At 71.0% G+C, this 26,538-nt stretch carries 27 protein-coding genes and 3 pseudogenes; 15 read left to right on the top strand and 15 right to left on the bottom strand.

What is annotated here, in order from left to right:
* Positions 1 to 16 precede the first annotated feature (16 nt).
* Positions 17 to 601, bottom strand: coding sequence for a hypothetical protein (locus EV562_RS02805; protein ID WP_133885016.1), 585 nt, complete (start codon positions 599 to 601; stop codon positions 17 to 19).
* Between the two features lie 422 nt (positions 602 to 1,023).
* On the opposite strand from EV562_RS02805, the gene EV562_RS35410 reads away from it, so the two are divergent.
* Positions 1,024 to 1,407, top strand: coding sequence for a transposase (locus EV562_RS35410; protein ID WP_347877062.1), 384 nt, complete (start codon positions 1,024 to 1,026; stop codon positions 1,405 to 1,407).
* Positions 1,408 to 2,148: 741 nt separating this feature from the next.
* Here EV562_RS35410 and EV562_RS02795 read toward each other — a convergent pair.
* Positions 2,149 to 2,923, bottom strand: a pseudogene (locus EV562_RS02795) (IS5 family transposase).
* A gap of 345 nt (positions 2,924 to 3,268) precedes the next feature.
* Here EV562_RS02795 and EV562_RS02785 point away from each other — a divergent pair.
* Both EV562_RS02785 and EV562_RS02780 read left to right on the top strand, forming a co-directional pair.
* A pseudogene (locus tag EV562_RS02785) lies at positions 3,269 to 3,955 on the top strand (transposase family protein).
* A gap of 197 nt (positions 3,956 to 4,152) precedes the next feature.
* Positions 4,153 to 4,488: a hypothetical protein gene (locus tag EV562_RS02780; RefSeq protein WP_133885015.1), complete on the top strand. Its 336-nt coding sequence runs from the start codon at positions 4,153 to 4,155 to the stop codon at positions 4,486 to 4,488.
* A gap of 218 nt (positions 4,489 to 4,706) precedes the next feature.
* Here EV562_RS02780 and EV562_RS02775 read toward each other — a convergent pair whose 3' ends face one another.
* The 5 genes from EV562_RS02775 to EV562_RS02760 form a co-directional block, all read right to left on the bottom strand.
* The gene (locus EV562_RS02775) at positions 4,707 to 5,813 is read right to left on the bottom strand and encodes a serine hydrolase domain-containing protein (RefSeq protein ID WP_243859967.1); all 1,107 of its coding nucleotides are present in this window, start codon (positions 5,811 to 5,813) and stop codon (positions 4,707 to 4,709) included.
* Positions 5,806 to 6,717 carry a hypothetical protein gene (locus tag EV562_RS02770; protein ID WP_243859950.1) on the bottom strand — a complete coding sequence of 304 codons (912 nt, stop codon included), beginning with the start codon at positions 6,715 to 6,717 and terminating at the stop codon, positions 5,806 to 5,808. The genes EV562_RS02775 and EV562_RS02770 overlap by 8 nt, the downstream gene beginning before the upstream one ends.
* Positions 6,714 to 7,403: a hypothetical protein gene (locus EV562_RS02765; RefSeq protein ID WP_133885013.1), complete on the bottom strand. Its 690-nt coding sequence runs from the start codon at positions 7,401 to 7,403 to the stop codon at positions 6,714 to 6,716. Before EV562_RS02765 ends, EV562_RS02770 begins: the two co-directional genes overlap by 4 nt.
* Positions 7,404 to 7,445: 42 nt before the next feature.
* Positions 7,446 to 7,607 carry a hypothetical protein gene (locus tag EV562_RS34980; RefSeq protein WP_166661535.1) on the bottom strand — a complete coding sequence of 54 codons (162 nt, stop codon included), beginning with the start codon at positions 7,605 to 7,607 and terminating at the stop codon, positions 7,446 to 7,448.
* A 741-nt stretch (positions 7,608 to 8,348) separates the two neighbouring features.
* A complete protein-coding gene (locus EV562_RS02760) occupies positions 8,349 to 8,675 on the bottom strand; it encodes a hypothetical protein (RefSeq protein ID WP_243859972.1) in 327 nt (108 codons plus the stop codon).
* A gap of 218 nt (positions 8,676 to 8,893) precedes the next feature.
* Between EV562_RS02760 and EV562_RS02755 the strand changes: the two are divergent.
* Positions 8,894 to 9,058: pseudogene (locus tag EV562_RS02755) on the top strand (pirin family protein); the annotation flags it as partial.
* A 60-nt stretch (positions 9,059 to 9,118) separates the two neighbouring features.
* Here EV562_RS02755 and EV562_RS02750 read toward each other — a convergent pair.
* Entirely contained in the window at positions 9,119 to 10,942 is a 1,824-nt protein-coding gene (locus EV562_RS02750) for a glycoside hydrolase family 3 protein (protein WP_133885012.1), read from the bottom strand.
* A 519-nt stretch (positions 10,943 to 11,461) separates the two neighbouring features.
* On the opposite strand from EV562_RS02750, the gene EV562_RS02745 reads away from it, so the two are divergent.
* The 3 genes from EV562_RS02745 (at position 11,462) to EV562_RS02735 (ending at position 14,472) form a co-directional block, all read left to right on the top strand.
* On the top strand, positions 11,462 to 12,541 hold the full coding sequence (locus tag EV562_RS02745; protein WP_243859949.1) for a serine hydrolase domain-containing protein: 1,080 nt from the start codon (positions 11,462 to 11,464) through the stop codon (positions 12,539 to 12,541).
* Between the two features lie 117 nt (positions 12,542 to 12,658).
* Positions 12,659 to 13,258, top strand: coding sequence for a hypothetical protein (locus tag EV562_RS02740; protein ID WP_133885010.1), 600 nt, complete (start codon positions 12,659 to 12,661; stop codon positions 13,256 to 13,258).
* 185 nt (positions 13,259 to 13,443) lie between these two features.
* A complete protein-coding gene (locus EV562_RS02735) occupies positions 13,444 to 14,472 on the top strand; it encodes a hypothetical protein (RefSeq protein ID WP_133885009.1) in 1,029 nt (342 codons plus the stop codon).
* Positions 14,473 to 14,582: 110 nt separating this feature from the next.
* Here the strand turns inward: EV562_RS02735 and EV562_RS02730 are convergent, their stop codons facing one another.
* The 3 genes from EV562_RS02730 to EV562_RS02720 form a co-directional block, all read right to left on the bottom strand.
* Complete coding sequence (locus EV562_RS02730) at positions 14,583 to 14,930, bottom strand: hypothetical protein (protein ID WP_133885008.1); 348 nt, start codon at positions 14,928 to 14,930, stop codon at positions 14,583 to 14,585.
* Positions 14,927 to 15,463, bottom strand: a complete 537-nt coding sequence (locus EV562_RS02725; protein ID WP_279588466.1) for a DUF6232 family protein — start codon at positions 15,461 to 15,463, stop codon at positions 14,927 to 14,929. The genes EV562_RS02730 and EV562_RS02725 overlap by 4 nt, the downstream gene beginning before the upstream one ends.
* 295 nt (positions 15,464 to 15,758) lie before the next feature.
* Positions 15,759 to 16,160: a hypothetical protein gene (locus tag EV562_RS02720; RefSeq protein WP_133885006.1), complete on the bottom strand. Its 402-nt coding sequence runs from the start codon at positions 16,158 to 16,160 to the stop codon at positions 15,759 to 15,761.
* A gap of 265 nt (positions 16,161 to 16,425) precedes the next feature.
* Between EV562_RS02720 and EV562_RS02715 the strand changes: the two genes are divergently transcribed.
* A complete protein-coding gene (locus tag EV562_RS02715) occupies positions 16,426 to 17,058 on the top strand; it encodes a bifunctional 4-hydroxy-2-oxoglutarate aldolase/2-dehydro-3-deoxy-phosphogluconate aldolase (RefSeq protein WP_133885005.1) in 633 nt (210 codons plus the stop codon).
* 236 nt (positions 17,059 to 17,294) lie between these two features.
* Positions 17,295 to 18,338, top strand: coding sequence for a sugar kinase (locus EV562_RS02710; RefSeq protein ID WP_166661568.1), 1,044 nt, complete (start codon positions 17,295 to 17,297; stop codon positions 18,336 to 18,338).
* 36 nt (positions 18,339 to 18,374) lie between these two features.
* On the opposite strand, the gene EV562_RS02705 is transcribed toward EV562_RS02710, so the two are convergent.
* Positions 18,375 to 18,800, bottom strand: a complete 426-nt coding sequence (locus EV562_RS02705) for a hypothetical protein (RefSeq protein ID WP_133885004.1) — start codon at positions 18,798 to 18,800, stop codon at positions 18,375 to 18,377.
* Positions 18,801 to 18,988: 188 nt separating this feature from the next.
* Between EV562_RS02705 and EV562_RS02700 the strand changes: the two genes are divergently transcribed.
* Positions 18,989 to 19,501 (top strand): DUF2269 domain-containing protein, encoded by a 513-nt coding sequence (locus EV562_RS02700; protein WP_133885003.1) that lies wholly within the window; start codon positions 18,989 to 18,991, stop codon positions 19,499 to 19,501.
* Positions 19,498 to 20,499 (top strand): NADPH:quinone reductase, encoded by a 1,002-nt coding sequence (locus EV562_RS02695; RefSeq protein ID WP_133885002.1) that lies wholly within the window; start codon positions 19,498 to 19,500, stop codon positions 20,497 to 20,499. Before EV562_RS02700 ends, EV562_RS02695 begins: the two co-directional genes overlap by 4 nt.
* A 30-nt stretch (positions 20,500 to 20,529) precedes the next feature.
* Here EV562_RS02695 and EV562_RS02690 read toward each other — a convergent pair whose 3' ends face one another.
* A complete protein-coding gene (locus EV562_RS02690) occupies positions 20,530 to 21,330 on the bottom strand; it encodes a thioesterase family protein (RefSeq protein WP_133885001.1) in 801 nt (266 codons plus the stop codon).
* 180 nt (positions 21,331 to 21,510) lie between these two features.
* On the opposite strand from EV562_RS02690, the gene EV562_RS02685 reads away from it, so the two are divergent.
* Genes EV562_RS02685 through EV562_RS02675 form a run of 3 tightly spaced genes read left to right on the top strand, consistent with a single transcriptional unit; the run spans position 21,511 to position 22,513 of the window.
* Entirely contained in the window at positions 21,511 to 21,741 is a 231-nt protein-coding gene (locus EV562_RS02685) for a DUF2945 domain-containing protein (protein WP_133885000.1), read from the top strand.
* Between the two features lie 6 nt (positions 21,742 to 21,747).
* The gene (locus EV562_RS02680) at positions 21,748 to 22,089 is read left to right on the top strand and encodes a DUF3140 domain-containing protein (protein ID WP_133884999.1); all 342 of its coding nucleotides are present in this window, start codon (positions 21,748 to 21,750) and stop codon (positions 22,087 to 22,089) included.
* On the top strand, positions 22,082 to 22,513 hold the full coding sequence (locus EV562_RS02675; protein ID WP_133884998.1) for a hypothetical protein: 432 nt from the start codon (positions 22,082 to 22,084) through the stop codon (positions 22,511 to 22,513). The genes EV562_RS02680 and EV562_RS02675 overlap by 8 nt, the downstream gene beginning before the upstream one ends.
* Before the next feature lie 60 nt (positions 22,514 to 22,573).
* On the opposite strand, the gene EV562_RS02670 is transcribed toward EV562_RS02675, so the two are convergent.
* Together EV562_RS02670 and EV562_RS02665 are read right to left on the bottom strand one after the other, a co-directional pair.
* Positions 22,574 to 23,950 carry a deoxyribodipyrimidine photo-lyase gene (locus EV562_RS02670; RefSeq protein ID WP_133884997.1) on the bottom strand — a complete coding sequence of 459 codons (1,377 nt, stop codon included), beginning with the start codon at positions 23,948 to 23,950 and terminating at the stop codon, positions 22,574 to 22,576.
* Positions 23,951 to 24,308: 358 nt separating this feature from the next.
* A complete protein-coding gene (locus EV562_RS02665; protein ID WP_133884996.1) occupies positions 24,309 to 25,871 on the bottom strand; it encodes an SDR family oxidoreductase in 1,563 nt (520 codons plus the stop codon).
* Between the two features lie 104 nt (positions 25,872 to 25,975).
* Between EV562_RS02665 and EV562_RS02660 the strand changes: the two genes are divergently transcribed.
* Positions 25,976 to 26,488 (top strand): MarR family transcriptional regulator, encoded by a 513-nt coding sequence (locus EV562_RS02660; RefSeq protein WP_133884995.1) that lies wholly within the window; start codon positions 25,976 to 25,978, stop codon positions 26,486 to 26,488.
* Positions 26,489 to 26,538: the final 50 nt, after the last annotated feature.

Here is a 26,538-nt window from a genome sequence, read left to right as displayed (position 1 = left end):
TTCTCGCGGGGTCTGGTCACACGGATGTGACCTCCATGGTGATGAGATTGTTGATGCTGTTGACCGTGCCCAGTCCGGCGGTGCAGAGCAGGATGTCGGTGGCCACTCCGGTTTCGGTGATGACGACGGTGTCGCCCGCGAAGAGGCCGGATGTGACGGTGCCGGGGTGGGTGACGACGAGGGCCGTACCGGCCAGGGTGACTGTCCGGTTCAGCGACATAGTGCTGGTCGCGCCGGTGTTCCAGTGGATCGTTCGTGTCCCTTGCCCTGCGCTGAGGAGTTCGAGGCAGGTACGCGGCTGGGGTGTGCCGGTGACGGTGGCTGTACCGGAGGTGAGCGCGGGGACTGAGGTGGAGACACAGGGTCCGAGTTGCCAGCTCAGCGATGGGGTGCTCACCTGCGGGACGTTGGTGAGAGGCGGACTGTAGGTCAGGTTCGAGCTGCTGGGCGGGATACAGGTGGCGTCGAGCAGACCATCCGATTTGGCGCTCGCCGGCCCGGCGGTGCACAGCAGGCCGGTGAGCAAGAACAGTAATGCCGTGACTGGGCTGACTATCGTGCGCGGTGCCGGTCTGTGGTGTGTCGTGGCGCTGATTTTCATGGTGCACCTTTCGGGACGGCCTTTCCTGGGGCAAGCGCGCAGCTGACACGGAACGGTCATCCACAAGAAGCTCCGCAGAGGCGCGCCGTGGTCGATCCGCGCGGTGTCCTGTGTCGCTCTTGAGAGTGGTACAGCAGTACCGCGGTGTCCACGGGGGTGAGCCGGTCATCAGGAGCATCTACCGCGCACGGGGCGCGCGTTGTGCACACCCCGCACGCATAGTCGGCTGTCCATCTGATAGCACAGCCGACCGCCCCCGGACCTGGAACGGGAGACCGCCGCGGCGGGATCAGCGGCGGTGGGGCGGGTGTTAACTGCGGGGCCTTGATGCTCGACGGCCGGCGGAAGTCGGTCCAGCCGATGGCCGAGCGTCTGTCGGACGGGAACATGCACGCCCTGCAGCAGTTCGTGAACCAGCCGCCGTGGGATCCGCTGCCGGTCAGGCGACGGATCGCCGAGCGGCTCACCGAGACGGTCACGCCCGAGGTGTGGTCGACGTGTTGTTCCCCAAGTGCGGGCGGGCGTCGGCCGGGGTGGCCCGGCAGTACTGCGGCGCGGTCGGACGGGCGAACTGCCAGATCGCGGTCAGCATCCCCCACCGACACCGCCACATGCCCGCTGAACTGGCAGTTGTATCTCCCGCGGGAGTGGACGGCCGAACCGGACCGCTGCCGTCGCGCGGGAGTCCCCGACGACGTCGTCCACCAGCTGAAGGCGTCCATCGTGGTCGCCGAAGCTGGCTACGGCGTCAACACCGTTTCGGATCGGCCTCGGGGAACGAGGACTGCCCTACGTCCTCGCGCTGACCGGGAAGGAGGTCGCCCACCTCGAGGGCGCCGAGCCGCAGCATCCGGGCATACAGTGGGCTCGGTCCGCCCACGCTGCCCCGCTATCGCACCCCACCACGAGTCATCTCCGCCCTCGCGGCCGAGACCGACGCGGCCCGGTTCACCGTAGTGACCTGGCGTCAGGGCAGCAAAGGCGCGATGACCCCACGGTTCGCGGTACTGACCGTCCGGCCTGCGGGCAAGCAGTCCCTGGCCGCGGCTCAGGAGGCGGGCGGCGGCCGCAACCGGTGGGACTGCGTTCTGCCCGCACAGACGCTCCTGGTCGAATGGCCGGACGGCCAGAACACCCGACCGGCTACTGGATATCGAACCTTCCCGCTTCGACCCCGGTCGCCGACCTGCTGCGGTGGGCGAAGATGCGCTGGTGTGGGCGTACTCGCAAAAGTGCTGACGGATAAATGTGCTCAGCCGGATGTTCGCCTGTGGGTTCGTCGGCTGTGGGCGTGCGACGATCGTGCGATCGAGAGTTACGGCATGAGAGGTGACCTCTTCGTCGATTATACAGGACGAAACCGCCACGCGCCTTTTAGATTCGCTGCGCGGACTCCGCACGCACCAGGCACACTTGAGGGACACTCATACTCTCACCACCATGGATTCCGAGATTGGGAGCGCACACGAAGCATGGGGAGCGTTCAGCGTCAACGGGTGCGCCCAGGGCGCCGCTCCCGAGCGCGAATCAGCGCCTAACTGTTCGTCTCAGAATGACGTCCGAAGGCGGCGGAGGCGTATGAGGCTGCAGGCCAGTTCGAGCAACCCCTGCTGGGGGTCGGCGCGGCGTTCGTAGCGGGTGCGGAGCCGTGTGAACTGGTGCAGCCAGGCGAACGTGCGCTCGACCACCCAGCGGACCTTGCCCAGTCCGGAGCCGTGGGCGATGGACCGTCGGGCGATCACGGGTTTGCTGCCTCGTTTCCGCAGCAGGCGGTCCTTGCCGAAGTCGTAGCCCCGGTCGGCGTACAGGCACCGGGTTTGCGGCGGGACCGCATCGGGCAGGGGCAGGAGCTGGGTGACGTCATGTCGGTTGCCGCCAGTGAGCGTGACTGCGAGTGAGGTTCCGTGGCGGTCAACGATCAGGTGGTGCTGGGAGCCGGGGCGGGCGCGGTCGACGGGTGAGGGGCCGACGTGGTCCCCCTTTGAGGGCCCGGACATGCGATCCGTCCGCGGAGCAGTCGTTCAGGTCCAGCAGGTCAGCGCGGCGGAGCTCGGTCAGGAGGGCGGCGTACATGCGTGGCCTGGCGCCGGCCTCGGTCCAGTCCCGCAGTCGGCGCCAGGCCGTCACGCCGGAACAGCTCACAGTCTCCGCCGGGACGTCCCGCCAGGCGACACCGGTCCGCAGCACGAACAGGACGCCGGCGAGTGCTGTTCGGTCAGGAACACGCACCTCCCGGGATGCCGGTGGCATCGTTCGGGAGGGGGCGGCAGCAACGGGGCCACCCGATCCCCGCAGGCCGTCCGGCACAAGATCAGCACACACCCGGACACCTTGCCGACCGAGATCGTCGAGTCCAAGACCCGCGGCATCTCATCGCGACTTGCACACAGAGTCTGGCGTCAGTTCGCCAGATCGAGCGCTCAGCCTGAGGCGCCCTCCAGCGGAAGGCGGTCTCGGAAGTACTCCGACTCCGACCACTCCTCCTTCACGAACAGCGGACGGGTCAGGCGCGCTGCCCCGACCCGCTGCGAGCGCAGAAGAACACCGATATCAGTCAGGGAAAGCGAGTCATCAGGCGTGTAGAGCAGACAGTTCCCATGCTCCGCAGCGTGGTCCAGCAGGAACTGCCGGCCCTGCTCCGGATCGCTTCCCGCCAGCGGGAAGCACATCGTCACTCGCGAGGGTGACCGCCGCTGCAGGCTCCCGCCGTACTAACCCGCGCTCGTCGCTCTGGTGTGCCTGCGCAAGCACGACACTTTGGCTCAGATTTCCGCCGGCTTCGGGATCTCAGTCGGCACTGCCCACGCCTACACGGCCGCGGTGATCGATCTGCTGGCCGCCCGGGCGCCCGGCCTGCTCAAGGCCCTGCGCGAACACGAGCCGCAGTACGTCCTGCTCGACGGAACGCTCGCCGAGTGCGACCGGGTCGGCGACGGCCAGGCCGACTACTCGCACAAGCATCGCCGCCACGGCGTGAACGTGCAGGTCGTGACCGACCCTGCCGGGAAAGTGCTGTGGATCTCACCGGCCTTGCCGGGCCGGGGCCACGACCTGACCGCGGCCCGGACTCACCGGATCATCCGGATCTGCGAACGCCAAGGCGTCCCCGTCCTTGCCGACCGCGCCTACCAGGGCGCCGGCCCCTGGGTCACAACCGGGCGCAGACGGCCGCCCGGCGGGCATCTGTCCCCAACGCAGCAGACGGTCAACCGGGCCCTGGCCAAGTCCCGAGCACCTGTCGCGCGGAGCATTGCACTGCTGAAGTCCTGGCGAATCTTCCGCAGGTCCCGGATCAGCCCCAGCCGCACGACGTCAGTCGCCAAGGCTGTTCTCACCCTGGAGAGGCAACGCTGAAAATGCGCAGTAAGCAGTTGCTGGACTGTCTTGCTCATGGGCCGATAGGCACACAGTTCACTCCGAGCGCGTTGACGCCCGTCGCCGGATTGGTTCCCACAACAGTCAGACTCGTGCAGAGAAATGTCGTGCTCACGGGTGACGTAACGTGCACGGTGACGTTGAGGTATGAACCTATCGAGGCTCCGGAGCACTGGGTGAAGGCGGTCGCGGTACCACCGAGCGTGTATCCCTGGCACTCGAGGAATGCTGTTGTCGTCGATGCCTGCGGCGTCGCACTTGCCGGGGATGCGGCCACCACCGCGCCAGCTCCCGCGATCATGACGGCAGTGCCGAAGCTGACGATCCTTCTTCTGATCATGGATTCTCCCTTCGGGGTAAATGGGCTGTTGCGCGTAAGCTACTCGCACCTGCGCGTGAGTGAAATAGCGGTGACCAAAAAGGCCACTTCGTTTCAGTCGCCGTCCCTTCAGGATCGATTTCCAGGCAAATTTTGCCGGGACTTTAGACTGGTGTTGAAGCGAAATATGTGAAAGCTGAAGCGTCTGAGGGGCTGGCGGCGTTGAGGCAGGAGCGGCGGACGGCTTTGAGGTCTTGCCCTGGAAGTGGCGTGTTCCCAGGTGGACGCATCAGGCAAGGTTTAGAGGGCTCACTTGCGTCGGTTCGCAGTCTTGGGCGTGATAGCGGTTGAACCATCGAGTGATGCCAGTGTCTTTCGACACCGCTTCGTCAGATGACTGGTCCGGATGGTTTACAGCGTCGACTGCTGAGGAGTCGGCGGGTCGGATTTCGGAGGGCCGAGGGTGGATGCGGTGGCTGCCGGCGGGGTGACGTGGGGCAGTGGAGAAAGCGCCGTGTAGTGGCGGAGCAAGAGGTAGGAGTTCTGGATCAGAGTGTTGCGGCGAGTCCAGCCCCGGCTTGCGACGGCGGCGCATGTGGTACGTGCAGTGGGGCCGAACCCGATGAATGCGGTGAAACCTCGAGTGCTGCCGGGGTGGAGGTACAGGTCTCCGTTACCGGTTTGTCGGTGGTGCCAAGCCATGGGTGTTCGAAGGCCGACGAGCGGATGAAGAACAGCGTGCAGTGCGCGGCGCAGCGCATCGGGCAGTTCTGGTGCGGGGTTGATGTGCTGGTGGAGGTAGCGAGTGAGGTCATGGGCGCTTGAACGGATTGATCCGGCGCCGAAGAAGGCGGGTGTATTCAGGGGAGGCACGCGCAGGTTGTGCCAGTATCCGTCGGCCTGGGCTCGGTCGCGGTGGGCGGTGGTCTGAGTGAGCCCCATGGGAATGGTGATCTTTTCGTCAATCAGGTCCGCAAAGGTGCGCTGGGTGGCATGTTCGATCAGGTGGCCCAGGAGAGCGAAACCGAAGTTGGAGTAGTGGGCGGCTGCCCCCGGGGTGAAGCGAGGCCGGGCGTGCACGAGGTCTTGGAGGAGGTCGTCCTCGTGGTAGTGACGGTAGGGGTCGGTGACATAGGCAGGCACCGCTTTGAGCAACATCCGCGGAGCAAGGTGCGGGAGCCCGGAAGTGTGTGTTGCCAGGTGGAGTGCTGTGATCCGGCGCGCAGTGGGCGCCTTGGGCACACAGCGCGCAGGCACGTAGTCGGCCAGCAGGGCGTCGCCGCTCAGAATGCCCTCTTCCATCAGCACGGCGAGCAGCAGCGCGGTGAAGGTCTTGCTGACGGAGCCCACCTCGAATGCCGAGTGGCACGTGACCGGCGTGCGGGCGGCCAGCGAGGTGAAGCCGGTACACACATGAAACCGGCCCGCGGCACACGAGACACTGACAGCAGCCGCGTGGTTTGGCCCGCTTTCCCGCAGTATGGCGGAGGCCAGATCTGCGGGATCGGGCTCAGACATCACGCAGCCGGGATGCCGCGAGTGCTGCGGCGATGGCAACGACGCAGGTGGTGTGCTGGTGGCGCCGGAACTCTGAGGCCGGATCGGCTTGAGGTGTGGGTTCAGCCGTACCCTTGCGCGCGACGAAACCGGAGACGTGCTGAGCGTCAGCGATCAACAGCCAGAATTCGGGAGGGAAGAGTGGGTGTGGCAGGCACAGGTCGACGATGAGGAGTTCCCCGACCAAATCCCACTCCTGAGTCTCACTCCACGCGTCCAGCCACACCGGAAGCCATCGTTCGAGGTAGACGATGGCCGGTGCAGGCAGCTCAAGAGGGCGGCGACCCCAGTCCGCGAGATGGAACACGGTATGGGTCACGCAGTAGGCATCGTCCCAGTCGATGGCCCACGGCTCGGGCAGATGGCCCAGCCACGTAGCAGCTGCCAGATCCTGCCAGTTGTCGGGATGCGGAAGTCCGGCAAGTCGCTGGGCGTTGGCCACCCCCAGACGGCGGTTGGGATACAACTCGGTTCCCTTGAAAGCGACCAAGCCGTGTACGTGTCGCAGAAGCTCTTCCAGGGCCGCGTGGTGAAACCCGGCTGAAGCAAACGGAGCGTAGGACTCGACCGGGTCGGTCAGAGTCGGATGGCGTAGTTGCCGCTCGTACAACAGCCCGCCCCCGTGCAACTCCTTCCAGCTGAAGTCCAGTACATCCCTTGCACGCTGATGCATCGCGTCCGGGAGAGCATGGATGATCACGCTGGCCATCACGGCCAGTTCGCCCAGCGCTTTGTAGTCGTTGATGCTGTCTACCAGGTCCGCGGAGACATCCGGCGGCATCGACGCGTGGGGTAGATGAGTATGCAACCAGGTCACCGCCCTGTCAGCCATCGCCAGCACCACTGACTCGTCGAGCGAGGTCACCGCGCCCCTCCCGCCGTCAGCGCGAGGCGGCCGAGCACTGTATGCAGGGCTGTCTGCGGGCCACCGCCGCTCACAAGTTCCAGCCGTTCCAGTACCTTCCCCAAGTCCAGGCCGACAGTGGCGCCGCCGGCTTCTACCAGGGCTGCCCATCGGCACAAACGAGCCGCGGCCGCATAGTCCCGGCGCATCAGTGCCCGAGTCACGGCACGGCCGACATCGATCTCGCGCTGTGCCAGCTTCCGAATGGCAAACCCGCTGGTGTGCGGCCACGCCATGGGTGCCAGCCACATCAGACTGCGGGCCAACTCGCGCCAGTCGCTGTCGCCGACCTGCCACCACCACTCGTTACAGGCCTGTTCGGCTGCCGCAGGTGCGCAGTCACCGTTGAGCGCGAAGCCGGAGACAGCAATGGATATCATGCGTACCTCTACCGGCTGTGCTGAGGTGGCAGGCAGGCGATTCAGCGCTTCAGCAAGGACTGCCCGCTCGGTGGCGCACGGTGGTTCACCGCGTGCCAAAGCGGGCGCCAGGACATCGCACCCCAGCACCCGCACGGCGGCCAGGGCCGTATCAGAATGTGACTCGGATGAGAGGGACTCCGAAAGAGGACGCCGCTCCCGATCGGCTAGTCGGGCATGCAGAGCTGCCGCAAGCCGGTCAACCGCGTTCTCGATCTCCGTAGTCACGCTGATCTCGGCCTCCCGGACACAGGCGATACCTGCATCATCTCAGGACGGGTCTTTCGGCAGCTCCGGTCCCAGCGCGATCGGGAACACGCCCAGAGCGGACATCGGCGTATACGCCGGGGTGTCCGCGACAGACGATTCCGCAGGCGTCATCACCGCGAAAACTTCCTGGGCCAGATCCACTTCCTTGTTGAGCAACACCATGACGGTCTCCTTTGATGGGGATCTGGCACATCACATCCAATGCGCCAGAAGCCAACAGACGGCCTGTTCCACTATCCAAGGATTGCCCCTCACCCACACCCCGTCGGAGTGAAGAAATACGTTTCGGTGAGGCACAACGCGGCACCTGCGCCCCCCTTGCGCGCCCCAACGCGCCCCACCCAGGTCGCGTCTTGGCGGGAGTGGCACCAGGTTCGTGCCCGTCATGCAGGACCACCTTACGAGCCCGTGCACGGCAGGCGGTGAGACGTCGAGACTCCTGATCGTCGATCATGTCCATCTGGTGGGGAACGCGTCTCGTTCAGCGATCATCAGCGACCGGAGGACCACGGGCTCTTCTTTCGATGTGATTGCTGGACTCGTATCTGAGATCGGTCCGTTGCGGCATGAGCGTCACCAGGCCCCGTCATCTTCTTCGCGGTCCTGCAAGAGGGCCGCTGGCTTCCGGGCCCGGCATGACTGTTGCCCCCTGTCGAACGGATGACCTGGGGAGTGGTGTCACCGAGTCCGAGGGGTGCCGTCGTTAACGCTGATCAGAGGTCCGACCACCGCCCGGCCGGGCGCAATGCCCGGCTGCTCGCGGGCGGCAGGTCTGCATAACGTGGCTGCGCGAGAACGGCTCCCGATCCTGGGGCCGGCACGCGTCGACACATGCGGGGGCGCGGTGATCAGCATCGACGGGGTGGGCGTCTCCCTGGGCCTGGACGTCGGCAAGCAGAAGTATCACGGCCACAACCTGACCCCAGTCAGGGGTCTGGCGGGAGACGTCGGCGCCTCGACGACCTTGTGGACGAAGGTGTTCATCCGCCGGCTGCCCAGCAGCGGCAGCGGGTGGATGTTCAGCAGCGATTCCAGGTGCACCACCGAGGCCGGACCGAGGTCCCGCTGCCCGGCCTTCCACTCGCCGGCGTACTCCTGGAACCGCATCGCCCCATACCTCGCGATCCGGTCCGCCTTCGCCTGTCCCCGCGGCGCGGCCTTCTTCGCGTTGTAGATCTCCGTCAAACGCGCGACCGCCTTGTCCTGGGTCGAGAACCCGGACTCCTTCACCTGCTTCCCGGCGGCCGACCGATACCGGATCTTGTACGGGTGTGAGCACTTCGACCACCGCGACCGCGGATGCTCACACTTCTTGAAAAAGGAACCCATCCCACGAACGAAGCCGGTGGCACTCACGGTTGCTGACCCCTTCAGGGCCGATGACGACAGTTTGCTCACCGTCGGCGGTCCGGAGCGCCGCTGACCAGCTCAAAGACGCGCAGGATTCGCTGTTCTGGAACTGGATCGGGCGCTCCCCAGGAGGAGATCGAGCAGGCCCGCCGAGACTGGACGGAAGGGACACGGTTCGGCGAGGTGAAGGGCTACGACGGCGCGCCGCTGCCTGCCCCTGCGCTGCCGCCGTGCCGTTGAAGCCGCGGGGAAGGGTGCGCTGACACGCGCAAATGCGTCAGCGCAGCCGGCCGCGGACGGCGGACCGGTGCGGGTGGGCCAGGTCAGTCGTCGTACGACAGGCCGTACCCGGTCGGGAAGAGGACCTCGGCCGGATCGTCCGCCCGCTGGACGGGCACGGGCAGCCTGCCGCGCGGTTCGACCCGGCCCGCGATCACCCGGGCGGCGGCGCGCAGTTCGACCTCGGTCCAGCAGTAGGCGGCCAGGGACGCCCGGACCCCGCCGAGGTGGGCGATGTCGTAGGGGTTGCGCACCGCGAGGTGGATCACCGGAACGCCGGTCGCGAGCAGCCGGGCCACCAGGGTGCGCTGCGCGCTGGTGGCGCCGACGTTGTCCGTGGTGACCACCACCGCGTCCCGTCCCCGTGCGGCGGCGACGGCCTCGTCGATCTTCGCCGCGTCGGGTGCCGGACCGGTCGCGAGATGGGTGGTGCGGTACCCCAGTGCCTCGAAGGCCGCGGCCAGTTCGGGCACCGTGCTGCGGGTCGCGTCGGTCGGGAAGGCCGGACTCGCACCGACGACGAGCAGCTTCTGCCGCCCGCGCCGCAGCGGGAGCGTCCGGCCCTCATTGACCAGCAGGGTCGTGGTGCGCTCGGCGATCCGTGCGGCGGCGATCCGGTGCCCCCGGGCGCCGACAACCCGGTCTACCTCCTTCGGCGAGACGTAGGGGCTGCCGCTGAGCAGCCCGGCCTTGTCCTTGAGGCGCAGGATGCGCAGAACCGACTCGTCGAGCCGCTCCTCGCTGATCTCCCCGCTGCGGACGGCGGTCAGGACGCCTTGGTAGGCGACGGCGATGTCCGGCGGGAACAGCAGCTGGTCGGCACCGGCCTTGAGGGCCAGGACGGGCACGCGGTCGTCGCCGTACTTGGTGCGCACACCGCGCATGTTGAGGGCATCGGTGACGATGACGCCCTCGAAGCCCAGTTCGTCGCGCAGCACCCCCTGGAGGATCGTGGGCGACAGGGTGGCCGGTTCGTTGCTGGGGTCCAGTGCGGGGACCTGGAGGTGGGCGGTCATGACCGAGTCGACGCCGGCGGCGATCGCGGCCCGGAAGGGCGGGGCGTCGATACGCTCCCACTCCTCGCGCGAGTGGGTGATCACGGGCAGTCCGGTGTGGCTGTCCTCCCCGGTGTCCCCGTGGCCCGGGAAGTGCTTGGCGCAGGCCACGACACCGACCTGCTGGTAACCCGTCACCTGGGCCGCCACCATGCGGCCGACGTCGCGGGCGTCGGCGCCGAAGGAACGGACGTTGATGACGGGGTTGGCCGGATCGACGTTGACGTCGGCGACCGGTGCGAAGTTCTGGTGGATGCCCAGGGCGGCGAGTTCGGTACCCGAGATCCGGGCGGCGGTCCACGCGTCGGAGTACGAGCGGCCCGCGCCGAGTGCCATCGCTCCCGGCAGCTGGGTCGCCCCGCCGCCGATGCGCACGTTGGCCCCGTGTTCCTGGTCCACGGAGATCAGGGACGGGACAGGGGTGGGCAGGGCGAGCGAGGCCCGCTGCACGCCGTTCGACAGCTCCGCGACCTGGCGGGGATCCTGGATGTTGTTCGCCCAGCCCGAGAAGTAGACGACACCGCCGACGTGGTACTTGGCGATCAGCTCGGCAACGGTGCGGACACCGAGTTCCTTCAGGTTCCGGTCCTGGTCGAACTGGCTGGGGGTGGTGGCCGACGTGCCGTAGAAGTACGGCACGAACAGCTGGCCGATCTTCGCCTCGACGCTCATCTTCGACATGATGGTCCTGAGGCGGCGGTCGCGCCCGTGCGCGACGGCGGGAGTGGCCGTCACGCCCACGACGCCCGTGGCACTCGCGGCGGCAACGGTCGCGGAGGCGAGAACGGCCCGCCTCGAGGGGCTCCGGTGCATGCGACCACGCTCCTTCCGCCTTGCTGGACAAGGCAGTTGACGGCCAGTCAGGGGTATCCCCGACAGCGCGAAACGTAGCCTCCGACTCACGGGCAGGGCAATAGGTCTAGACAAAATGAGGGCTCCACCGCGAAGGGCGACGAGGCGCGGGGAACGGCGGCGGCGGTATTGCGGCTGGGCTTCGACCAGGGCTGGAACGCCGCCGTCGGTGAGGCAAGGGGGACGCCCGCAGTGTTCGGGCACGGCCGGGCCCCCGGCACCGCAGGGGGCCGGCCCGACCGGCCCTGCTGGGGGCAGCCGGCTGGGCCCGGCTTCGCCCGGCTGGTGGGATGACGGGCGACCACCGCATCCAGACGGGACGAAGCACCGGTCGTCGACCGGTGAGCGTTCCCGCAGGGCGACGGGACGAGAAGGGAAACCCGGATGTATGTGACAGGGCGTCGACGACTACGACGGCTCACCACGGCCGCTTTGACCGCGACCGTGCTCGTCTCCGCATCGACCGGTCCTGTCGCCGCAGTGGCGACACGGCACGACGATGCCCTCGCCCACCAGGTCGAGGCGATCCACGACACGGGTGTCGTGGGCGTCTCCGTCGAGGTGCTGTCTTCGCGTGTACGCCTTTCCGAGAGCGCCGGGGCGGCCCGCTGGGGTTCGCCGCAACCGATGCCGGCGCAGGGCCGGTTCCGGATAGGCAGCGCGACCAAGACGTTCACCGCCGCGGTGGTGCTGCAACTGGTGGGTGAGGGGAGACTGTCGTTGAGTGACACCGTGGAGCGCTGGCTGCCGGGCGTCGTCCGCGGCAACGGTCACGACGGCAACCGGATCACTGTACGGGACCTCCTCCGGCACACCAGCGGTATCCCCGACGTCCCGAGGCTCGCGTCCATGAGCAGCGCGGACGGCTACCGAGCCGAGCGGCTGCGCACCTACCGTCCGCAGGAGCTGGTGGACATGGCCCTGCGGCAACGTTCCGCGCCTGTCCCCGACTCCGCGGATCTGTACACCGCCTGGTCCTATTCCAACACCAACTACGTACTCGCGGCGATGCTCGTCGGACGGATCACGGGACGGAGCTGGGAACGCGAGGTCACCGACCGGATCATCCGTCCGCTCGGACTGCACGACACCAGTGTCCCGGGTGCATTTCCCCTCGTCCTGGGCCCGCACGCCCACGCCTACACCGCATTCGGAGCCGGCCACGGCGGGGATCCCGGCGTCGATGTGACGCTCCTCGATCCGAGCATGGCCACCGGTTCCGGCTCGGTCATCAGCACCACTCACGACGTCAACCGGTTCTACGCGGCTCTCTTCGACGGCCGTCTGCTGGACGCGACCCAACTGGACGAGATGACGGCCACGGTGCCCGCCGCCGAGTTGGGGGACGGGGTGACGTACGGTCTCGGCCTGGCGCAGATCCCGCTCACCTGCGGTGGCAGCTACTTCGGCCACCGCGGCGAACTTCTCGGCTACCGGACCTGGGCCGGCATCACCCGCGACGGAAGCCGGTCCGTCTCGGTGTACGTGACCAGCGACGGCGGCCCGGACACCGAGGAGGCCATGATGACGCTCATGGACGAACAGATGTGCGCGGACTGACCGGTGCCGGTCTCATCCCCCCGGCGGACACCGTCCGGCACGACGTCCGTCGCGGGGGGTAGCGGTTCGGCCCGCAGGGGTGACTACCACGGGCGTCCGCTTCTCGAGGATGAGGCCATGAAACCCGCACTCCTCCACTCGCCCCCGCCCGTCAGCGACACCGAGCGGCCCGTTCCCCGTTGGGCCGGTCGCCTGGGCTACGCGCTCCCGCTGCTTCTGCTGCCGTCATGCCTGTGGCGGCTGCCCTTCGCCCTGCACTTCGAGATGGGGCAGGTGCAGGACCTCGACATGCCGTCCTACTGGCTGAGCGTTCCGTACGTCCTCGGGCTCAGTCTGCTGTCGGAGCTGATCGCGGTCCTGACCATCGGACTGGTCCGGGGCTGGGGAGAGGTGGCACCTGCCTGGATCCCGCTCATCGGCGGCAGACCCGTCCGACCGTGGGCGGCCGCCGCCCCGGCCGTCCTGGGCGGCCTGGCTCTCACCCTGCTGTTCACCAGCATTCCGCTCGGTGACGGCCGCGGGCTCACGCCGTACGGCATCGTCGAGGGCGTCAGGTACACCAACGACGCCTGGCAGGCACTGGCGACGGTGTGCCTCGCCCCGCTCGCCTTGTGGGGCCCCGCCACCGTCGCTCTCGGGATCGCGTACTACCGCCGCCGTACCGCGCCCTCACCGGGGCGGGGGCCAGGCGAGGGCGCCGGGCACACCGGCGGGTGAGCGGCAGCGGGCGGTTCCGCTCGGCCGCCCGCCCCCGGGTCCGCCGCCGTTGTCGGTGGATCCGCGCCCGGCCGCCGGCCGGCCGGCAGGGCCGGCAGCCGTCTCGCCGCCGGACGTACACCACCGACGTTCTCCTTGGCGTGACACCGTCCGTCCCATGGCTGTGCCGCGGGATAGTGGGGGGCATGAGGGGGAAGCTGCGAGCGCGTAGCCGGAAGGCCGCCGACGAAGCCATAGCCAGACTGAACGGTGACCTCGGTGAGTTGGGGCTTCCGCCGGCCTCCCGGCGCCTGCGCGTGGCCGTCCGGGCGAGGCACCGCGCGTCTCCTCTGATGCTGGCCGCGATCGAGATCCCCTCCCTGCTCGTCGCGGTGCTGTGGGTCGACGCCATCTCCACGACGTGGGTGAAGGGCAGGCTGTGGTTTCCGCTGAAGCCGTTCGCACAAGTGCCTGTCGACGGTTGGCAGGCCCTGCGGAGCGGGCATTTCGACACCGTCTCCGAGACGCTGAGCACTTCCGTCGTGATGCCGTGTGTGGCGGCGGCGATCTTTCTGCTGTTCTGGGTCGTCCCCCCTGTACTGGCCTTCGCGACCTCGGCGGGGCGCGGCTGGTCCCTGTCCAGGTCGACTCGTATGGCGACCCGGTTCCGTTCCGTCAGCGCGACCGCGAACGCGATCTCCGTGTGCGCTCGCGTCAGGGAGGCGCGGTGGCCGAAGAAGCCCAGGGAGCTGCGGCGTCTGGCCCGCGCTCTGTCGCGGGTCGAGGACGAGGTCATGCGCCTGCACCGTACGAGCGGCCGCCTGCCCGTGCGGTCCCACCGCAGGCAGCAGCTCAAGGGTCACGCCGGGCTCGTCGTGGCGGCCCTGCGCCGAGCGGAGGCGCGCATCGACTGCGACGGGGATGCCGCGCTCGCGCCGCTGGCCTCCCTCCTCGCCGCCGTCGCCGAGCGCATCGCCGACGGACGCATCGGTGCGCTCCTCGACGAGCGGCATCTCCCCGAAGACCTGACGCCCGCCCGGGACTTCGAGCCCCTCCGCCTGGCATCCGCCGCCGTGCTCGTGGCGGCCTGCGCGGTCGGGGCCGCCCTCCTTCCGCTGCCCGAGGGCGCGGACGCCTACGTCATCGGCGGCTGCGGCATCGTGGTCCTCGTCGTGCTGTACGGCCGTCGCGTGCACCAGTTCCTCGATGTCCTGGGCGTGATCAGGGGTGGATGAAGTGACGCCGTTCCCGTCCGCAGCGGTTCGGGCGCGCAGGAGTGACTGCTACCCGCCCGGAGCGCCGGGCGGGATGTGTGTCGCCGCTGTCGGCGGATGCCCGCCCCCGGTCACTGGCCGCTCAGCAGCGCCAGCAGTCTTCCCACCGCCTCCGACACCGGCTGGCCCACCGCGCCGACGGCGGCCGCGATCTGTGCGACGGACGCCAGGACGATGCCGCGTTCCCGTAGAGCACCTGCGTCCGGGGTGAGTTCGGGCAGCGCGTCGTCGACCGTCCGGGTCTGGTCGGGAGTGAGGTGGGGACGCAGCTCACGCAGGAAGCGGGTGAGATCCTCGACGGCGGCGCGCAGCTCGGCGTCCTGGGAGCCGCCGCCGACGGTGCCGTAGTTGAAGCCGATGTTGTCGCGACCGCCGTTCATGTTGACCGTGGGGCCGTAGTAGTTCGACGCGTCGCTCACAGCTTGAACCCCGTGTTTCCCCGGCCGTCCCTCATGCTGACGACCGGACCGTAGTTGTTCGTGTTGTTGTACTGCTGCACGAGGGTGGTGAACTCGGCCTCCGGGTGGTCGATCGCGTGCGCGATCCGTCCGGCGATCTGACGCAGTTCGTCCATGCTCGGCAGGGTCACGATCGCCTTGGAGCCACTGGCCGTCTCCACGGCCAGCACCGGTTGCGCCGACACGAAGAGGCCCTTGAGACCGACCGCCAGGCCGACCGCGACGACGAGGATCCAGAGGTTGCCGTTCCCCCCGGCGTCCCCGTCGGTAGCGGAGTTGCCCAGCAGGTAGACCAGCACGGCGCCGACCAGCCACGCCAGGAGGCGGGCGGCGGCCGAGACCCGGTCGGGCTTCATCCGGTAGGCGTCGACCCAGGTGATGTTGTGCAGCGGGATGGCGGCAGACCCCACCCACAGCATGCGGCGGCTGACGCTGAGGACCAGGGGACTTCCTTTGACGGGAGCCGTCGGAAGGGGCGGAGGTCCGGGCGGCACGGTCGGAGGCCGGGACGGGAGTTCGGGCTGTTCGGGAGGCTCGCATGGCGACGCGCCTGAGCTTCCTGTGTGATCCATCGGCTCCCCCCGTGTGGCCAACCCACTCCTGCAGCGCAAGCACCATTAAGCGTCCGGAAGGTCCGGGTGAGGCAGACGAGAAGCAGCCAATTGTCCCGTGGCGACCGGGAGTCGACCCACGTCGTCGATGTGTTTGCGTCGTCGATGTGTTCGCTCATCGGGCGCACGGCCGACCGGCCCGGCGGGGAGCCGGGCCGGTCGGCCGTGTTCCGCTCGGTCAGTGGTGGCCGTGCGGCCGCAGCCACTGCGGTCGGTGGGCGGCCGGGCGGCGGTGTCCGGACGGTTCGTCCGCGGCGCTCGCGCTGCTGCCCGGACCCTCCAGACGGCCGGCCAGTTCGTCGCGCTCCGCGGTGGCACGCCTGGCGGTCTCGCGGTCACCGCGGCGCTTCTTGCCCCGATGGCGCGCCAGCACCGTCCCGGCCAAGAGCATCCACATGCCCAGGCCGAAGATCAGAGTCAGGGCGATACCGCCGAGAAACGCCCCGAGGGTGCTGATCGTGAACGGTTCGCTCCCCAGCAGCGTCACGGTGTAGTCCGGACCGCCGGACAGGTTGTACGCGATCAGCAGGCCTGCGAAGGCGGCGGCGCCCGCCATGAGCAGGAGGCCCAGCACCAGCATGATTCTCACCTCGTCGCACGTGGATGTCCTCCGTCCGGGTCACCATGAGAAATGCGGCAAAACGCTCAATATGGACTTGGTGGTCTGAAGGGTGGAGGGCGGCGGGCGGCCCGGTGCCGGCTCCGCGTTACCACGACGCCTCGCCGACGCCTCCGGGTCCCCGGCCTGCGACGTCGCCGAGGCGGCGGCCTACGCTGGCCGCCGGGTGCCGCTGCGCGCCGACCGATCCGCAACACCGGGACCTCCCGGAGAAGGAGCCTCGCCCGTGGACCTGCGAGCCGCCCTCGCCGCCCACCGTCTCGTCGCCATCGTGCGCGGGGACGACGCCGACGCCGCGCTGCGCACCGTGCTGACCCTGGCCGACGAGGGCGTGGAACTCGTCGAGGTGTCGCTGACCGGCAAGGACGCCCTCCTGGTCATCGAGCGGGCCAGAGCGGCCCTGGGGCCCGACCGGCCCCTGGGCGCCGGTACGGTGCTCACCGCCGACGACGCCGTGGCCGCGCATCGCGCCGGCGCCGACTTCGCGGTCACCCCGGGCCTGGGGGAGGGTGTCGTGGCGGCCCGCGAGCGCGGCATGCCCGTCCTGGCCGGCGTCATGACCCCCACCGACGTCATCACGGCGCGCACCCTCGGCGCCGCCGCGCTGAAGATCTTCCCGGCGGCCCAGGCCGGTGGACCCGCCTACGTCAAGGCCCTGCGCGGACCCTTCCCGCACGAGGTGCTGGTGCCCGTCGGCGGCGTCGACGAGGCGGCCGCCCGCGCCCACCTGGCGGCCGGCGCCACCGCGGTCGGGGTCGGTTCCCCGCTGATCGGCGACGCCGCCGACGGCGGCAGCCTCGACGCCCTCCGTGCCCGCGCCCGCGCCTTCCGCGCCGCCGTCCGGGAGGCCCGGCCGTGACCAGCACGCCGCCCGCCGCCGAGGGGGACGACGGCACCCCCGCCCCCGTACACACGCCGGTCCCCACGAGCATGCCGGCCCCCGCACACACGCCGGAAGCCGCCGCACAGACGCCGGACACGCCGGCACGCACGCCGGAAGCCGCCGTACGCACGCCGGACACCCCGGCACGTACGCCGGACACCCCGGCACGCACGCCGGACGCCCCCGTGCGCATGCGGGACGCGGTCCTGCGCATGTGCACGGACGACGACGCCCCCGCCGAAGTGGACGCGGCCTTCTGGCGGCCGGCGCGGGGGCCCGTGGTGTGTCTCGGGGAGACCATGGCGGCCATGGCCCCGCCCCCGCCGCATGCGCTCGACACGGCCGACTCCCTCCGCCTGTCGGTGGCCGGCGCCGAGTCGAACGTGGCCATGTACCTCGCGGACCTCGGCCTGCCCGTCTCCTGGCTCTCTGCGGTCGGGGACGACGCGCTCGGCCGGCGCGTGCGGGCGGCCGTCGCACGGGCGGGGGTGGACGTCTCCGGCGTGCGCACCGACCCGGACCGGCCGACCGGCCTGCTCCTGAAGGACCCGGGGGCCGCCGGGACGCGCGTGCACTACTACCGCCGGGGTTCGGCGGCCTCGGCCCTCGGTCCCGGCGTCCTGGACGACGAACGGTTCGGCTCGGCCGCCCTCCTTCACCTGACCGGGGTGACCCCCGCGCTCTCCCCGACCTGCCGTGCCCTGGTGGAACGGGCGCTGCACACCCCGCCGGCACGACGCGCCCACGCGGTCAGCTTCGACGTCAACCACCGCCCCGCGCTGTGGCCGCCGGACACCGCCCCCTCGGTGCTGCGGGACCTGGCCGACCGCGCCGACATCGTCTTCGTCGGCCTGGACGAGGCCCAGGAACTGTGGGGCGAGCACCTGACCGAAGCGGACGTGCGCCGGCTGCTGAGCGGCCCGCGTGTGCTCGTCGTCAAGGACGGCGGGCGGGGAGCCACCGCGTTCACCGAGCGGGCGGTGTGCACGGTGCCCGCCCTGGCCACGGAGGTGGTGGAGCCGGTGGGCGCGGGGGACGCGTTCGCCGCCGGATTCCTCGCCGGGCTGTGCGCCGGGACGGACCTGACCCGGGCTCTGCGCCTCGGCCACATCACCGCCGCCTCCGCGCTGAGGGTCGTGGGGGACCACGGGCCGTTGCCCGACGCGGACACCGTCGGAGCCATGCTGGCCCTCACCGAGCAGGACTGGTGCCGGGCGACGGTGCCGTGGAGCACGGACCCGGCCACGAGCCGGTGACCCCGAAGGCGTGGCTCTCCCGGCTTTCCGCTGCCGCTAGCGCGACCTGCTCGTGACCCCGTCGACGACGAATCCGACCCCGATGCCGAGCATCCAGGTGTCCTTGGCCAGGGCGATGCCGTCCTGGGTCGGGCGCAGGCTGCCCTCCTCGCGCATCCCCGGGGTGCGCAGGTACAGGCCCACCAGCCCGGCCGAGAATGCGGTCAGGCCGACGCCCGCCAGAGCCGTCGGTACGACCGGCAGGAGCAGCGCCGCGCCGAGCGTGATCTCACCGGCGGACAGCAGCCGGAGGAACGTCGCCGGCTGCAGCTTGCCGAGGAACGGATAGGCGTTCTTCGCCATGCCGTGCATCATCGCGGCGGTCTGCTCGTCGCCACCGCGCTTGGCCAGGCCGGAGTTGAGAATGAAGGCCCCGGTGGCCAGTCGCGGGGCGACGTGCCGGAGTGCGATGGGCAGACGCATGGGACCTCCTAGCGGTGTGTCCTGGAGACACGCTCAGGCTACGGCGCGTGAGCACCCCTCGCAGCGTGGGCGTCCGCGGCCTGCGCCGATCGGGCACGGTGACGGCCGCCGCGTACGCCCTGTTCGGTAGGGCGGGTTACTCCCCTCGCGGGACGTCCGGACGGCGCGGGAGCGGCAGCGTGAGGGGCGTGAAACTGACCCGCCCCGCCCGCAGGGCCGCCCTCGTCGTCCACGTCGTCGCTTCCGCCGCCTGGCTCGGGCTCACGCTCGGGCTGCTGGCCCTCGGCGTCACCGCCGCGACCACCGATGCCCCGGAGACGGTGTCCGCCGGTGTCCGCGGCATGAAGCTGTTCGCCGACTGGCTGTTGCTGCCCCTCGCCCTGCTCACCCTGGTCAGCGGCCTGGTGCTGGCCCTGGGCACGCCGTGGGGACTGGCCCGGTACCGGTGGGTCTACACGAAGTTCTGGCTGACCCTGGGCACGACCCTCGCCACCTTCTTCGCACTGCGCCCGGGGGTGAACTCGGCGTTCGCCGCCGTGGCCGCCGGAGCACCGCTGCCCGACGCGGGCGACGTGCTCTTCGGGCCGGTCGTCTCGCTGTCCGCCTACGTCTTCATGACGGTGCTCTCGCTGCTCAAGCCCTGGGGACTCACCCGGCGCGGTCGCCGGTCGCGGCCGGCGGTTCGTAGCATGCCGTCATGAACGGCACAGTCTCCGACACCATGCGGGCGGCGTACATCGACGCCGTCGGACCGGCCGACACCATCCGGTACGGCGAACTCCCCGTGCCGCCGATCGGGCCCACGGACGTCCTGGTGAGAGTCGGCGCCGTCGCCGCCGACCCGGTGGACACCTTCGTGCGGTCCGGGGCGTACGCCACCTCGCTGCCCCTTCCCTTCGTCGTCGGCCGCGACCTGGTGGGCGAGGTCGCGGCGGCCGGACCGGGCACGGTGGGTTTCTCCGCCGGGCAGCCGGTGTGGTGCAACAGCCTGGGCCACGCGGGACGGCAGGGCTCCTTCGCCGAGTACGCGGCGGTCGCCGCCGACCGGCTCTACCCCGTCCCGCCCGGCGTCGCCGCCGACGACCTGGTGGCCGCCGCGCACCCGGCGGCCTCCGCCTGGCTGGCGCTGTTCCGGCACGGCCGGCTGCGGGCGGGGGAGACCGTGTACGTCGGGGGCGGCGCCGGGAACGTGGGCGGTGCCGCCGTCGCCCTCGCCGCTCGCGCAGGCGCGCGCGTCGTCGCCACGTCCCGAGCCGAGGACGCCGGCGAGGTGCGGCGCCTGGGCGCGGCCGAGGTCCTCGACTACCGGGCTCCGGATCTCGGCGGGCAACTGCGCCGGGCGGCTCCCGACGGCTACGACGTGCACCTGGACACGTCCGGGCACGGGGTGCTGGCCGACGCCGTGGACCTGCTGGCCCACGGCGGGCGCCTGGTCGCGATGGTCGGGCTCGGCCGGGGAGCCGTCGAGCTGCCGCTCGGCCGGCTCTACACCCGGGACGCGAGCATCGTGGGCTTCGCCATCAGCAACGCCACGACCGCCGACCTCGCCGACGCGGCCCGGGGCGTCGCCATGGTGCTCCGGGACACGCCGTGGCGCCCGCACATCGCCGACCGCCTGCCGTTGTCGGGCACGGCCGAGGCACACCGCAGGCTGGAGGCCGGGGAGGTGCGGGGACGGCTGGTCCTGACGCCTGGCTGACGGTCCTGCAGGTCGGCCGGCGCGGGCCGCTCACGGCTGCGGACGGACGGTCAGCATCTGCTGGGCGTGGCCCACGGGGCCGTCCACGTCGTGCAGCACGGTGCTGGTGACGCCCTGGCCGGTGGGCCCGAAGACGACGGTGGTGTCCAGACCGGTCCAGCGGCCGCGCGGCGCGCGGTGCAGGTGCAGGGTCAGATCCACGTTGGGGAACATCCACTCCCGAGGCGACTGCCGTACCGCGATGCCGTTGGCCGTGTCGACCAGCGCGACGTAGGAGGCCAGCGGGCTCGCGCTCTCCCCGGCGACCAGATCGAGGGCGGTGGAGACCCAGGCGGTGGTGCGGCCGGGCCGGGGCGGGGAGAGCGGGCGGACGTCCAGGGAGGCGATGTAGCCGCCGGGCCACTCGGTCGCCATCGGCCAGGGGGCCAGCGTGTCCGGAGCGGTGAGCCGGTCGGCGCCGCCGCCCGCGACGGTGCTCGTGTCCCCGTCCGCCAGCAGCCATGCCCTGGCCCGCGCCACCGACCGGTCCGCGATCAGCACCGTCGCCTCGACCAGTTCGATGGTGCGTCCCGGCCGGACGGTCTCCACCCGTATCTCGCACTCGTCCAGCGCCGGGCGGCCCAGGATGTCGAAGCTGATCCGGCTCAGTGACATGTCCGCACCGGCCCGGCCCGCGAGATGGCGGTCCACGGCGTGGACGATCAGACCCCCGAGCGGACTGAAGTGCTGCTCGTCCGGGCTCCACGCGCCGCCCGCGTGCGCGGTGGGCTTGTAACGGTGCTCGTCGATCCGCTCGTAGTAGCTGTCCGGGGTCGCTGTGCTGGTGTTCAACGGGCTGCTCCTGGAACGACGGCGGCGTGGAGGGTGCGGGTGCGGGCCGAACGGGTGGCGCCGGGGCCGCGACCAGGATAGTTCGGCGGCGAATCCGGCCCCGCCCGAGTGGGAGACCCCCGGCTGGGAACCCAGGGTGTCCAGGAAGCCGAGGGGGCGCGCAGGCGAGGGAGCACCACGATGGCGAAGAACCGCGACGACGGCGAGCACCTGAAGAAGGGCGACAAGGTCACCTGGAGCAGTCACGGCTCGCGCACCGAGGGCGAGGTGGAGAAGAAGATCACCGAGCGCACCGAGGCGTCCGGCCGCACCGTGGACGCCTCCTCGGACGACCCGCAGTACGAGGTGCGCAGTGACAAGTCGGGCAGGTCGGCGGTGCACAAGCCGTCGGCGCTCAAGAAGAAGAAGTGAGGGGCCGTGGACGGCGACGAGCGGGACGAGACCCGGGAAGCCTTCCGGGAACTGGTGAACATGACACCGGCGGAGCTGGAGAAGTGGCTCGACAGTGACGAGTCGCGGGACGCCGGGCACCACAAGGACGGGGGCGAGTCCGTCGGGCACGCGTCCGGCCGCAGGATCGTCGAGATCCAGCGGAAGAAGAAGGGCGACCTGTCCGACGACGACTACGAGCACATGCGCAAGGTCGTCGGCTACGTGCGTCGGCACCTGGCCCAGCGCCCGTCGGGCGACGTCGAGGACACCCGGTGGCGGTACTCGCTCATGAACTGGGGCCACGACCCCTTGGCGAACCATGGCTGACGACTCGCACCGGCGCCCCGAAGGGGTCAGCGACGCGACGGTCGAAGCCCTCGGGGCGCTGTCCAAGGCGCTGGAGACGACCGAGTGCGCCCGCGGTCACCTGTTCGCCTTCCACCAGCTCACCGGCTCGGCGGACTTCGAACTCGACCGCGCCGTCGAACTGCTGCGCGCCGCCGGTCACGAGGACTGGGCGGAGCGCGTCCGCACGGAGATCGTCGGCCGCAACGTCATCCCGGGCCACTGGACGTTCCAGATCGTCGAGGCGTACGACCGGACGTACTACCAGGCGTTCCGGGACCTGGAGCGGGAGGCGGTGGCGCGTCTCGCCCAGGGACGCGACCACCTGTTCGAGGCGGAGCTGAAGGAGGCCCGCCGTACGCGGAACCACCCGGACCACACGTCCCGCCCCGGCAGGCCCGACTGACCACCCTCCCCGCCGGGCCCGACAGGTCCGGCGCTGCACCGCTCCCGTCGGGCCCGGGGATCAGTCGCGTCCCCGGGCCCGACGGAAGCGGTCCAGGCCGTCGGCGAGGTCGACGATCGGGTCCGGGTAGGCGTCGTACGCGGACCGCTCCTCGGCCGGCAGCCGCCACGGCTCGTGCACGGAGCGGCCCTCCAGTCCCGCCAGCTCGGGCACCCAGCGCCGGACGTAGGCCCCGTCGGGGTCGAACCGCCGTGCCTGGGTGGTGGGGTTGAGGACACGGTGCGGCCGGGTGTCGGTGCCGGTGCCCGCGGCCCACTGCCAGTTGAGCTGGTTGTTGGCCACGTCGCCGTCGGCCAGCAGGTGCAGGAAGTGCCGTGCGCCGACCCGCCAGTCCACGTACAGCGTCTTGGTGAGGAAGCTCGCGACGAGCAGGCGGCCCCGGTTGTGCATCCAGCCCTCGTGCCGCAGCTGGCGCATCGCGGCGTCCACGATCGGATAGCCCGTGCGCCCCTCCCGCCACGCGGCGGCGTCCGCCTCGGCGGCGGCACCGGTGCGCCAGCGGTCGTGCCGGGTGCGGTAGTCGGCGGTCGAGGACCGCGGGCGGGCGGCCAGCACCTGATGGTGGAAGTCGCGCCAGGCAAGCTGTCGTACGAAGGCCTCGGGGCCGGGGCCTTCCACGCCGCGCGCCCGGTGCACCAGCTCGACGGGGGAGAGCGCCCCGAAGTGCAGGTCGGGGGAGAGCCGGGAGGTCGCGTCGCCCGCCAGGTCGTCGTGGTGGTCCGCGTAGCCGGAGACCCCGTCGCGCAGCCAGGCCGTCATCCGTTTCCTGGCCTCCCGCTCCCCGCCGGGCGCCAGCCCGGGCGACAGCTCCGCCGGCGCCCCGCGGCCGGGCAGCGGTTCCGAACCGACCCCGTCCGGGACGCGGACCCCGCGCGGGGCGGCCAGCGGTTCGCGGACCCGGTGGTCGCACCAACGCCGGAAGTACGGCGTGAAGACCGCGAAGTGATCGGAGGACGCCGGGGTGACGGACCCCGGCGCCAGCACGGTCGTCACGGCGTCGTGCACGTGCAGCCGGCAGCCCCGCGCTTCGAGCGCGGACCGCAGGAGTTCCTCACGCCGGTGCGCGTGCGCGCTGACGTCGGCCGCCATGTGCACCTCGTCTGCCTCCGCCTCCCCGGCCACCGCGCACACCTGCGCGACCAGGTCCCCGGAACGCACGACCAGCCGCCCGCCCCGGTCGCGCAGGCCCGCGTCCAGGTCCCGCAGGCAGTCGGCGAGGAGGGCGAGCCGGTTGGGCGCGGCGAAACCGGCGGCGTCCACGGCCCGGTCACGGACGAACAGCGGCACCACGGCTGCGGAGCGGTCCAGGGCCGCCCGCAGCGGCGGATGGTCGTGCAGCCGCAGATCGCGGGTGAACAGGACGACCGACGTGGTCATGGCGCTCCTCGCACGGGGTGTCGGGCGGGCGACGGTACCGGACCAGGGGATACCTCGGCCGGGGACGCGCGGGAGCCGGCGCCCCCGGCGCCAGGAACGACGCGGACGACCGGAGGAGGCCGTCCACGCCGTCCACGCCCTTCACGCCGGCCGGGCCGGCCGGGCCAGAGCGGGCCGGAGGACCGTACAAGGCCGTGATCACCGGCCCCGACGGGCGTACGGGGTCTCCGGCCGTTGTCGTCACCCCGTGTGGCGGCTGTCCCCGGCGGCCGATGCCACGCCCCGTGCCCCGGTGGACGGCGAGCGCGCCGGACGGAGCCGTCACCCCGCGGGCCCGGGTGGCCCGGCGCACCCGCCCTCAGGCGCCGGGGTTGCCGTGCGCCGGGTGCGACGGGTGGGATGCGCGGGCGGCGGCGCGGGCGATGTTGCGGGCCATGCCGCCGAAGACCACGGAGTGGAAGGGCCACACGCTCCACCAGTACGCGTGGCCCGCCAGCCCGTGGGGATGGAACAGCGCCCGCTGGCGGTACCGCGTCCGTCCGGCGTCGTCGGTCTCCGCGTACATCTCCAGCCAGGCCAGGCCCGGCAGCCGCATCTCGGCACGCAGGCGCAGCAGCCGGCCGGGGACGATCTCCTCCACCCGCCAGAAGTCGAGCGAGTCGCCGACCCGCAGCCGCGCGGCGTCCCGGCGCCCCCGGCGCAGGCCGACCCCGCCGACCAGCCGGTCGAGCCGGCCCCGTACCGCCCAGGCCAGCGGGAAGGAGTACCAGCCGTTGTCGCCGCCGATGCCCTCGACGACCCGCCACAGCGCGTCGGGCGACGCGTCGACCGTCAGCGTGCGGTGGTCGGTGTAGAGGCTGCCGCCGGCCCAGTCCGGGTCGGTGGGCAGGGGGTCGCTGGGCGCCCCCGGCACGGACGCGGACGACCAGCGGGTGGTCACCCGGGCGTCCCGCACCCGTTGCAGGGCCAGCCGCAGCGCGTCGTCGAAGCCCAGCGGATACCCCGGCGGGGGCGGCACGTACCGGACGATGTCGTTCTCGCGGCACACCACCTCGTGCCGCAGCGACTCGGTGAGCGGCCGCGCGATGCCCGCGGGCACCGGCGTGACCAGGCCGACCCAGTGGCTGGACAGACCCGGGGACAGCATCGGCACCGGCAGGATCAGGCGCCGGCGCAGCCCGGCGACCTCGGCGTAACGGAACATCATGTCCCGGTAGGTCAGGACGTCGGGACCGCCGACGTCGAAGGTCCGGGACACCTCGGCCGGCATGGTCGCGCTGCCGACGAGGGCACGCAGCACGTCCCGGACGGCGACCGGCTGGATGCGGGTGTGGACCCAGCTGGGCGTGACCATCACCGGCAGCCGCTCGGTGAGGTAGCGCAGCATCTCGAAGGAGGCCGAACCGGAACCGATGACGATCGCCGCGCGCAGCACGGTCGTGGGCACCCGGGAGGCCAGCAGGATGCGGCCCACCTCGGCGCGGGAGCGCAGGTGCGGGGAGAGTTCCCCTTCCGGCACGCCGGGCGGCGTCAGGCCGCCCAGGTAGACGATGCGCCGCACGCCCGCCGCCTCGGCCCGCCGGGCGAAGACGCGCGCCGCCCGCCGGTCGGTCGCCTCGAAGTCGTCGCCGCTGCCGAGCGCGTGCACCAGGTAGTAGGCGACGTCGATGCCCTCCATCGCCCCCGCCACCGAGTCCGCGTCGGTGACGTCCCCGCGCACCACCTCCGCCTTCCCCGCCCACGGATGGTCGCGCAGCTTGTCCGGGGAGCGCGCCAGGCACCGCACCCGGTACCCGGCGTCGAGCAGCTCGGGCACGAGGCGGCCCCCGATGTATCCCGTGGCGCCGGTGACCAGACAGCGCAGGCCCGCTCCGCCGCCCTCGTCGCCCGTCCGGTCGGGTCCTTCGTCTGCCTGGCTCATGGCGCTCCGTCGCTCGCGGGACAGTCGGTCACATGCACCCTTCCCCCCGACGGCCCGCGGCGGACGCGTCCCGGCCCAGGTCGACCCTTCTATACGCTGATCGCGTGGCGACAGCGAACCAGCGCGGACAGCACGCGCACGAGCGGGGGCCCGGAGCCGGACCCGGCACCGAGGCGAGCGACCTGCACGTCCTGGCCGCCCGGCTGAGGCGGATGAACGGCGAGATCAACCGTCTCGTGCACGCGTTCGCCGGCAGCCACGGACTGCACGCCACCGACGTCCAGGCGCTGGCCGCCATCCTGGACGCGCGCGAGCCCATGACGCCGGGGCGGCTGCGTGAGCACCTGGGTCTGACCTCGGGCGCGGTGACGGCCTGCGTGGACCGGCTGGAGCGCGCGGGGCACGTGCGGCGGGTGCGGGAGAACGCGGACCGCCGCGTCGTGCACCTGCACTACGTGCCCGAGGCCCGGGAGACGGCCCGCAGGTACTTCCTGCCGCTGGCCGAGGCCGCCGCCGCGACCCGCTCCCGCTTCGACGACGACGAAATGGCCGTCGTCATCCGCTTCCTGACGGCGATGAACGAGGAACTGCGCCTGGTGCGCACGGACGAGGGCTGAATCCGCCGCCCGTACCGCGTCCGGGGCGGCTCCCGGGGAACACGTCGGTG

The sequence above is a fragment of the Streptomyces sp. BK208 genome, from assembly GCF_004364245.1.
Classification (GTDB): domain Bacteria; phylum Actinomycetota; class Actinomycetes; order Streptomycetales; family Streptomycetaceae; genus Streptomyces.
Note: the sequence above shows the minus strand (reverse complement) of the source record. Positions and strands in the feature narration are given on the sequence as shown.

Excerpts from the sequence above, each read along its gene's own strand:
- EV562_RS02675 (WP_133884998.1), top strand. The coding sequence starts at position 22,082 with ATGGCTGACGACTCGCACCGGCGCCCCGAAGGGGTCAGCGACGCGACG.
- EV562_RS02670 (WP_133884997.1), bottom strand. The coding sequence starts at position 23,950 with ATGACCACGTCGGTCGTCCTGTTCACCCGCGATCTGCGGCTGCACGAC.
- EV562_RS02740 (WP_133885010.1), top strand. The coding sequence starts at position 12,659 with ATGAAACCCGCACTCCTCCACTCGCCCCCGCCCGTCAGCGACACCGAG.
- EV562_RS02705 (WP_133885004.1), bottom strand. The coding sequence starts at position 18,800 with ATGCGTCTGCCCATCGCACTCCGGCACGTCGCCCCGCGACTGGCCACC.
- EV562_RS02695 (WP_133885002.1), top strand. The coding sequence starts at position 19,498 with ATGAACGGCACAGTCTCCGACACCATGCGGGCGGCGTACATCGACGCC.
- EV562_RS02665 (WP_133884996.1), bottom strand. The coding sequence starts at position 25,871 with ATGAGCCAGGCAGACGAAGGACCCGACCGGACGGGCGACGAGGGCGGC.
- EV562_RS02750 (WP_133885012.1), bottom strand. The coding sequence starts at position 10,942 with ATGCACCGGAGCCCCTCGAGGCGGGCCGTTCTCGCCTCCGCGACCGTT.
- EV562_RS34980 (WP_166661535.1), bottom strand. The coding sequence starts at position 7,607 with ATGGTGTTGCTCAACAAGGAAGTGGATCTGGCCCAGGAAGTTTTCGCG.
- EV562_RS02805 (WP_133885016.1), bottom strand. The coding sequence starts at position 601 with ATGAAAATCAGCGCCACGACACACCACAGACCGGCACCGCGCACGATA.
- EV562_RS02710 (WP_166661568.1), top strand. The coding sequence starts at position 17,295 with ATGTGCACGGACGACGACGCCCCCGCCGAAGTGGACGCGGCCTTCTGG.
- EV562_RS02720 (WP_133885006.1), bottom strand. The coding sequence starts at position 16,160 with ATGCTGGTGCTGGGCCTCCTGCTCATGGCGGGCGCCGCCGCCTTCGCA.
- EV562_RS02735 (WP_133885009.1), top strand. The coding sequence starts at position 13,444 with ATGAGGGGGAAGCTGCGAGCGCGTAGCCGGAAGGCCGCCGACGAAGCC.
- EV562_RS02685 (WP_133885000.1), top strand. The coding sequence starts at position 21,511 with ATGGCGAAGAACCGCGACGACGGCGAGCACCTGAAGAAGGGCGACAAG.
- EV562_RS02775 (WP_243859967.1), bottom strand. The coding sequence starts at position 5,813 with ATGTCTGAGCCCGATCCCGCAGATCTGGCCTCCGCCATACTGCGGGAA.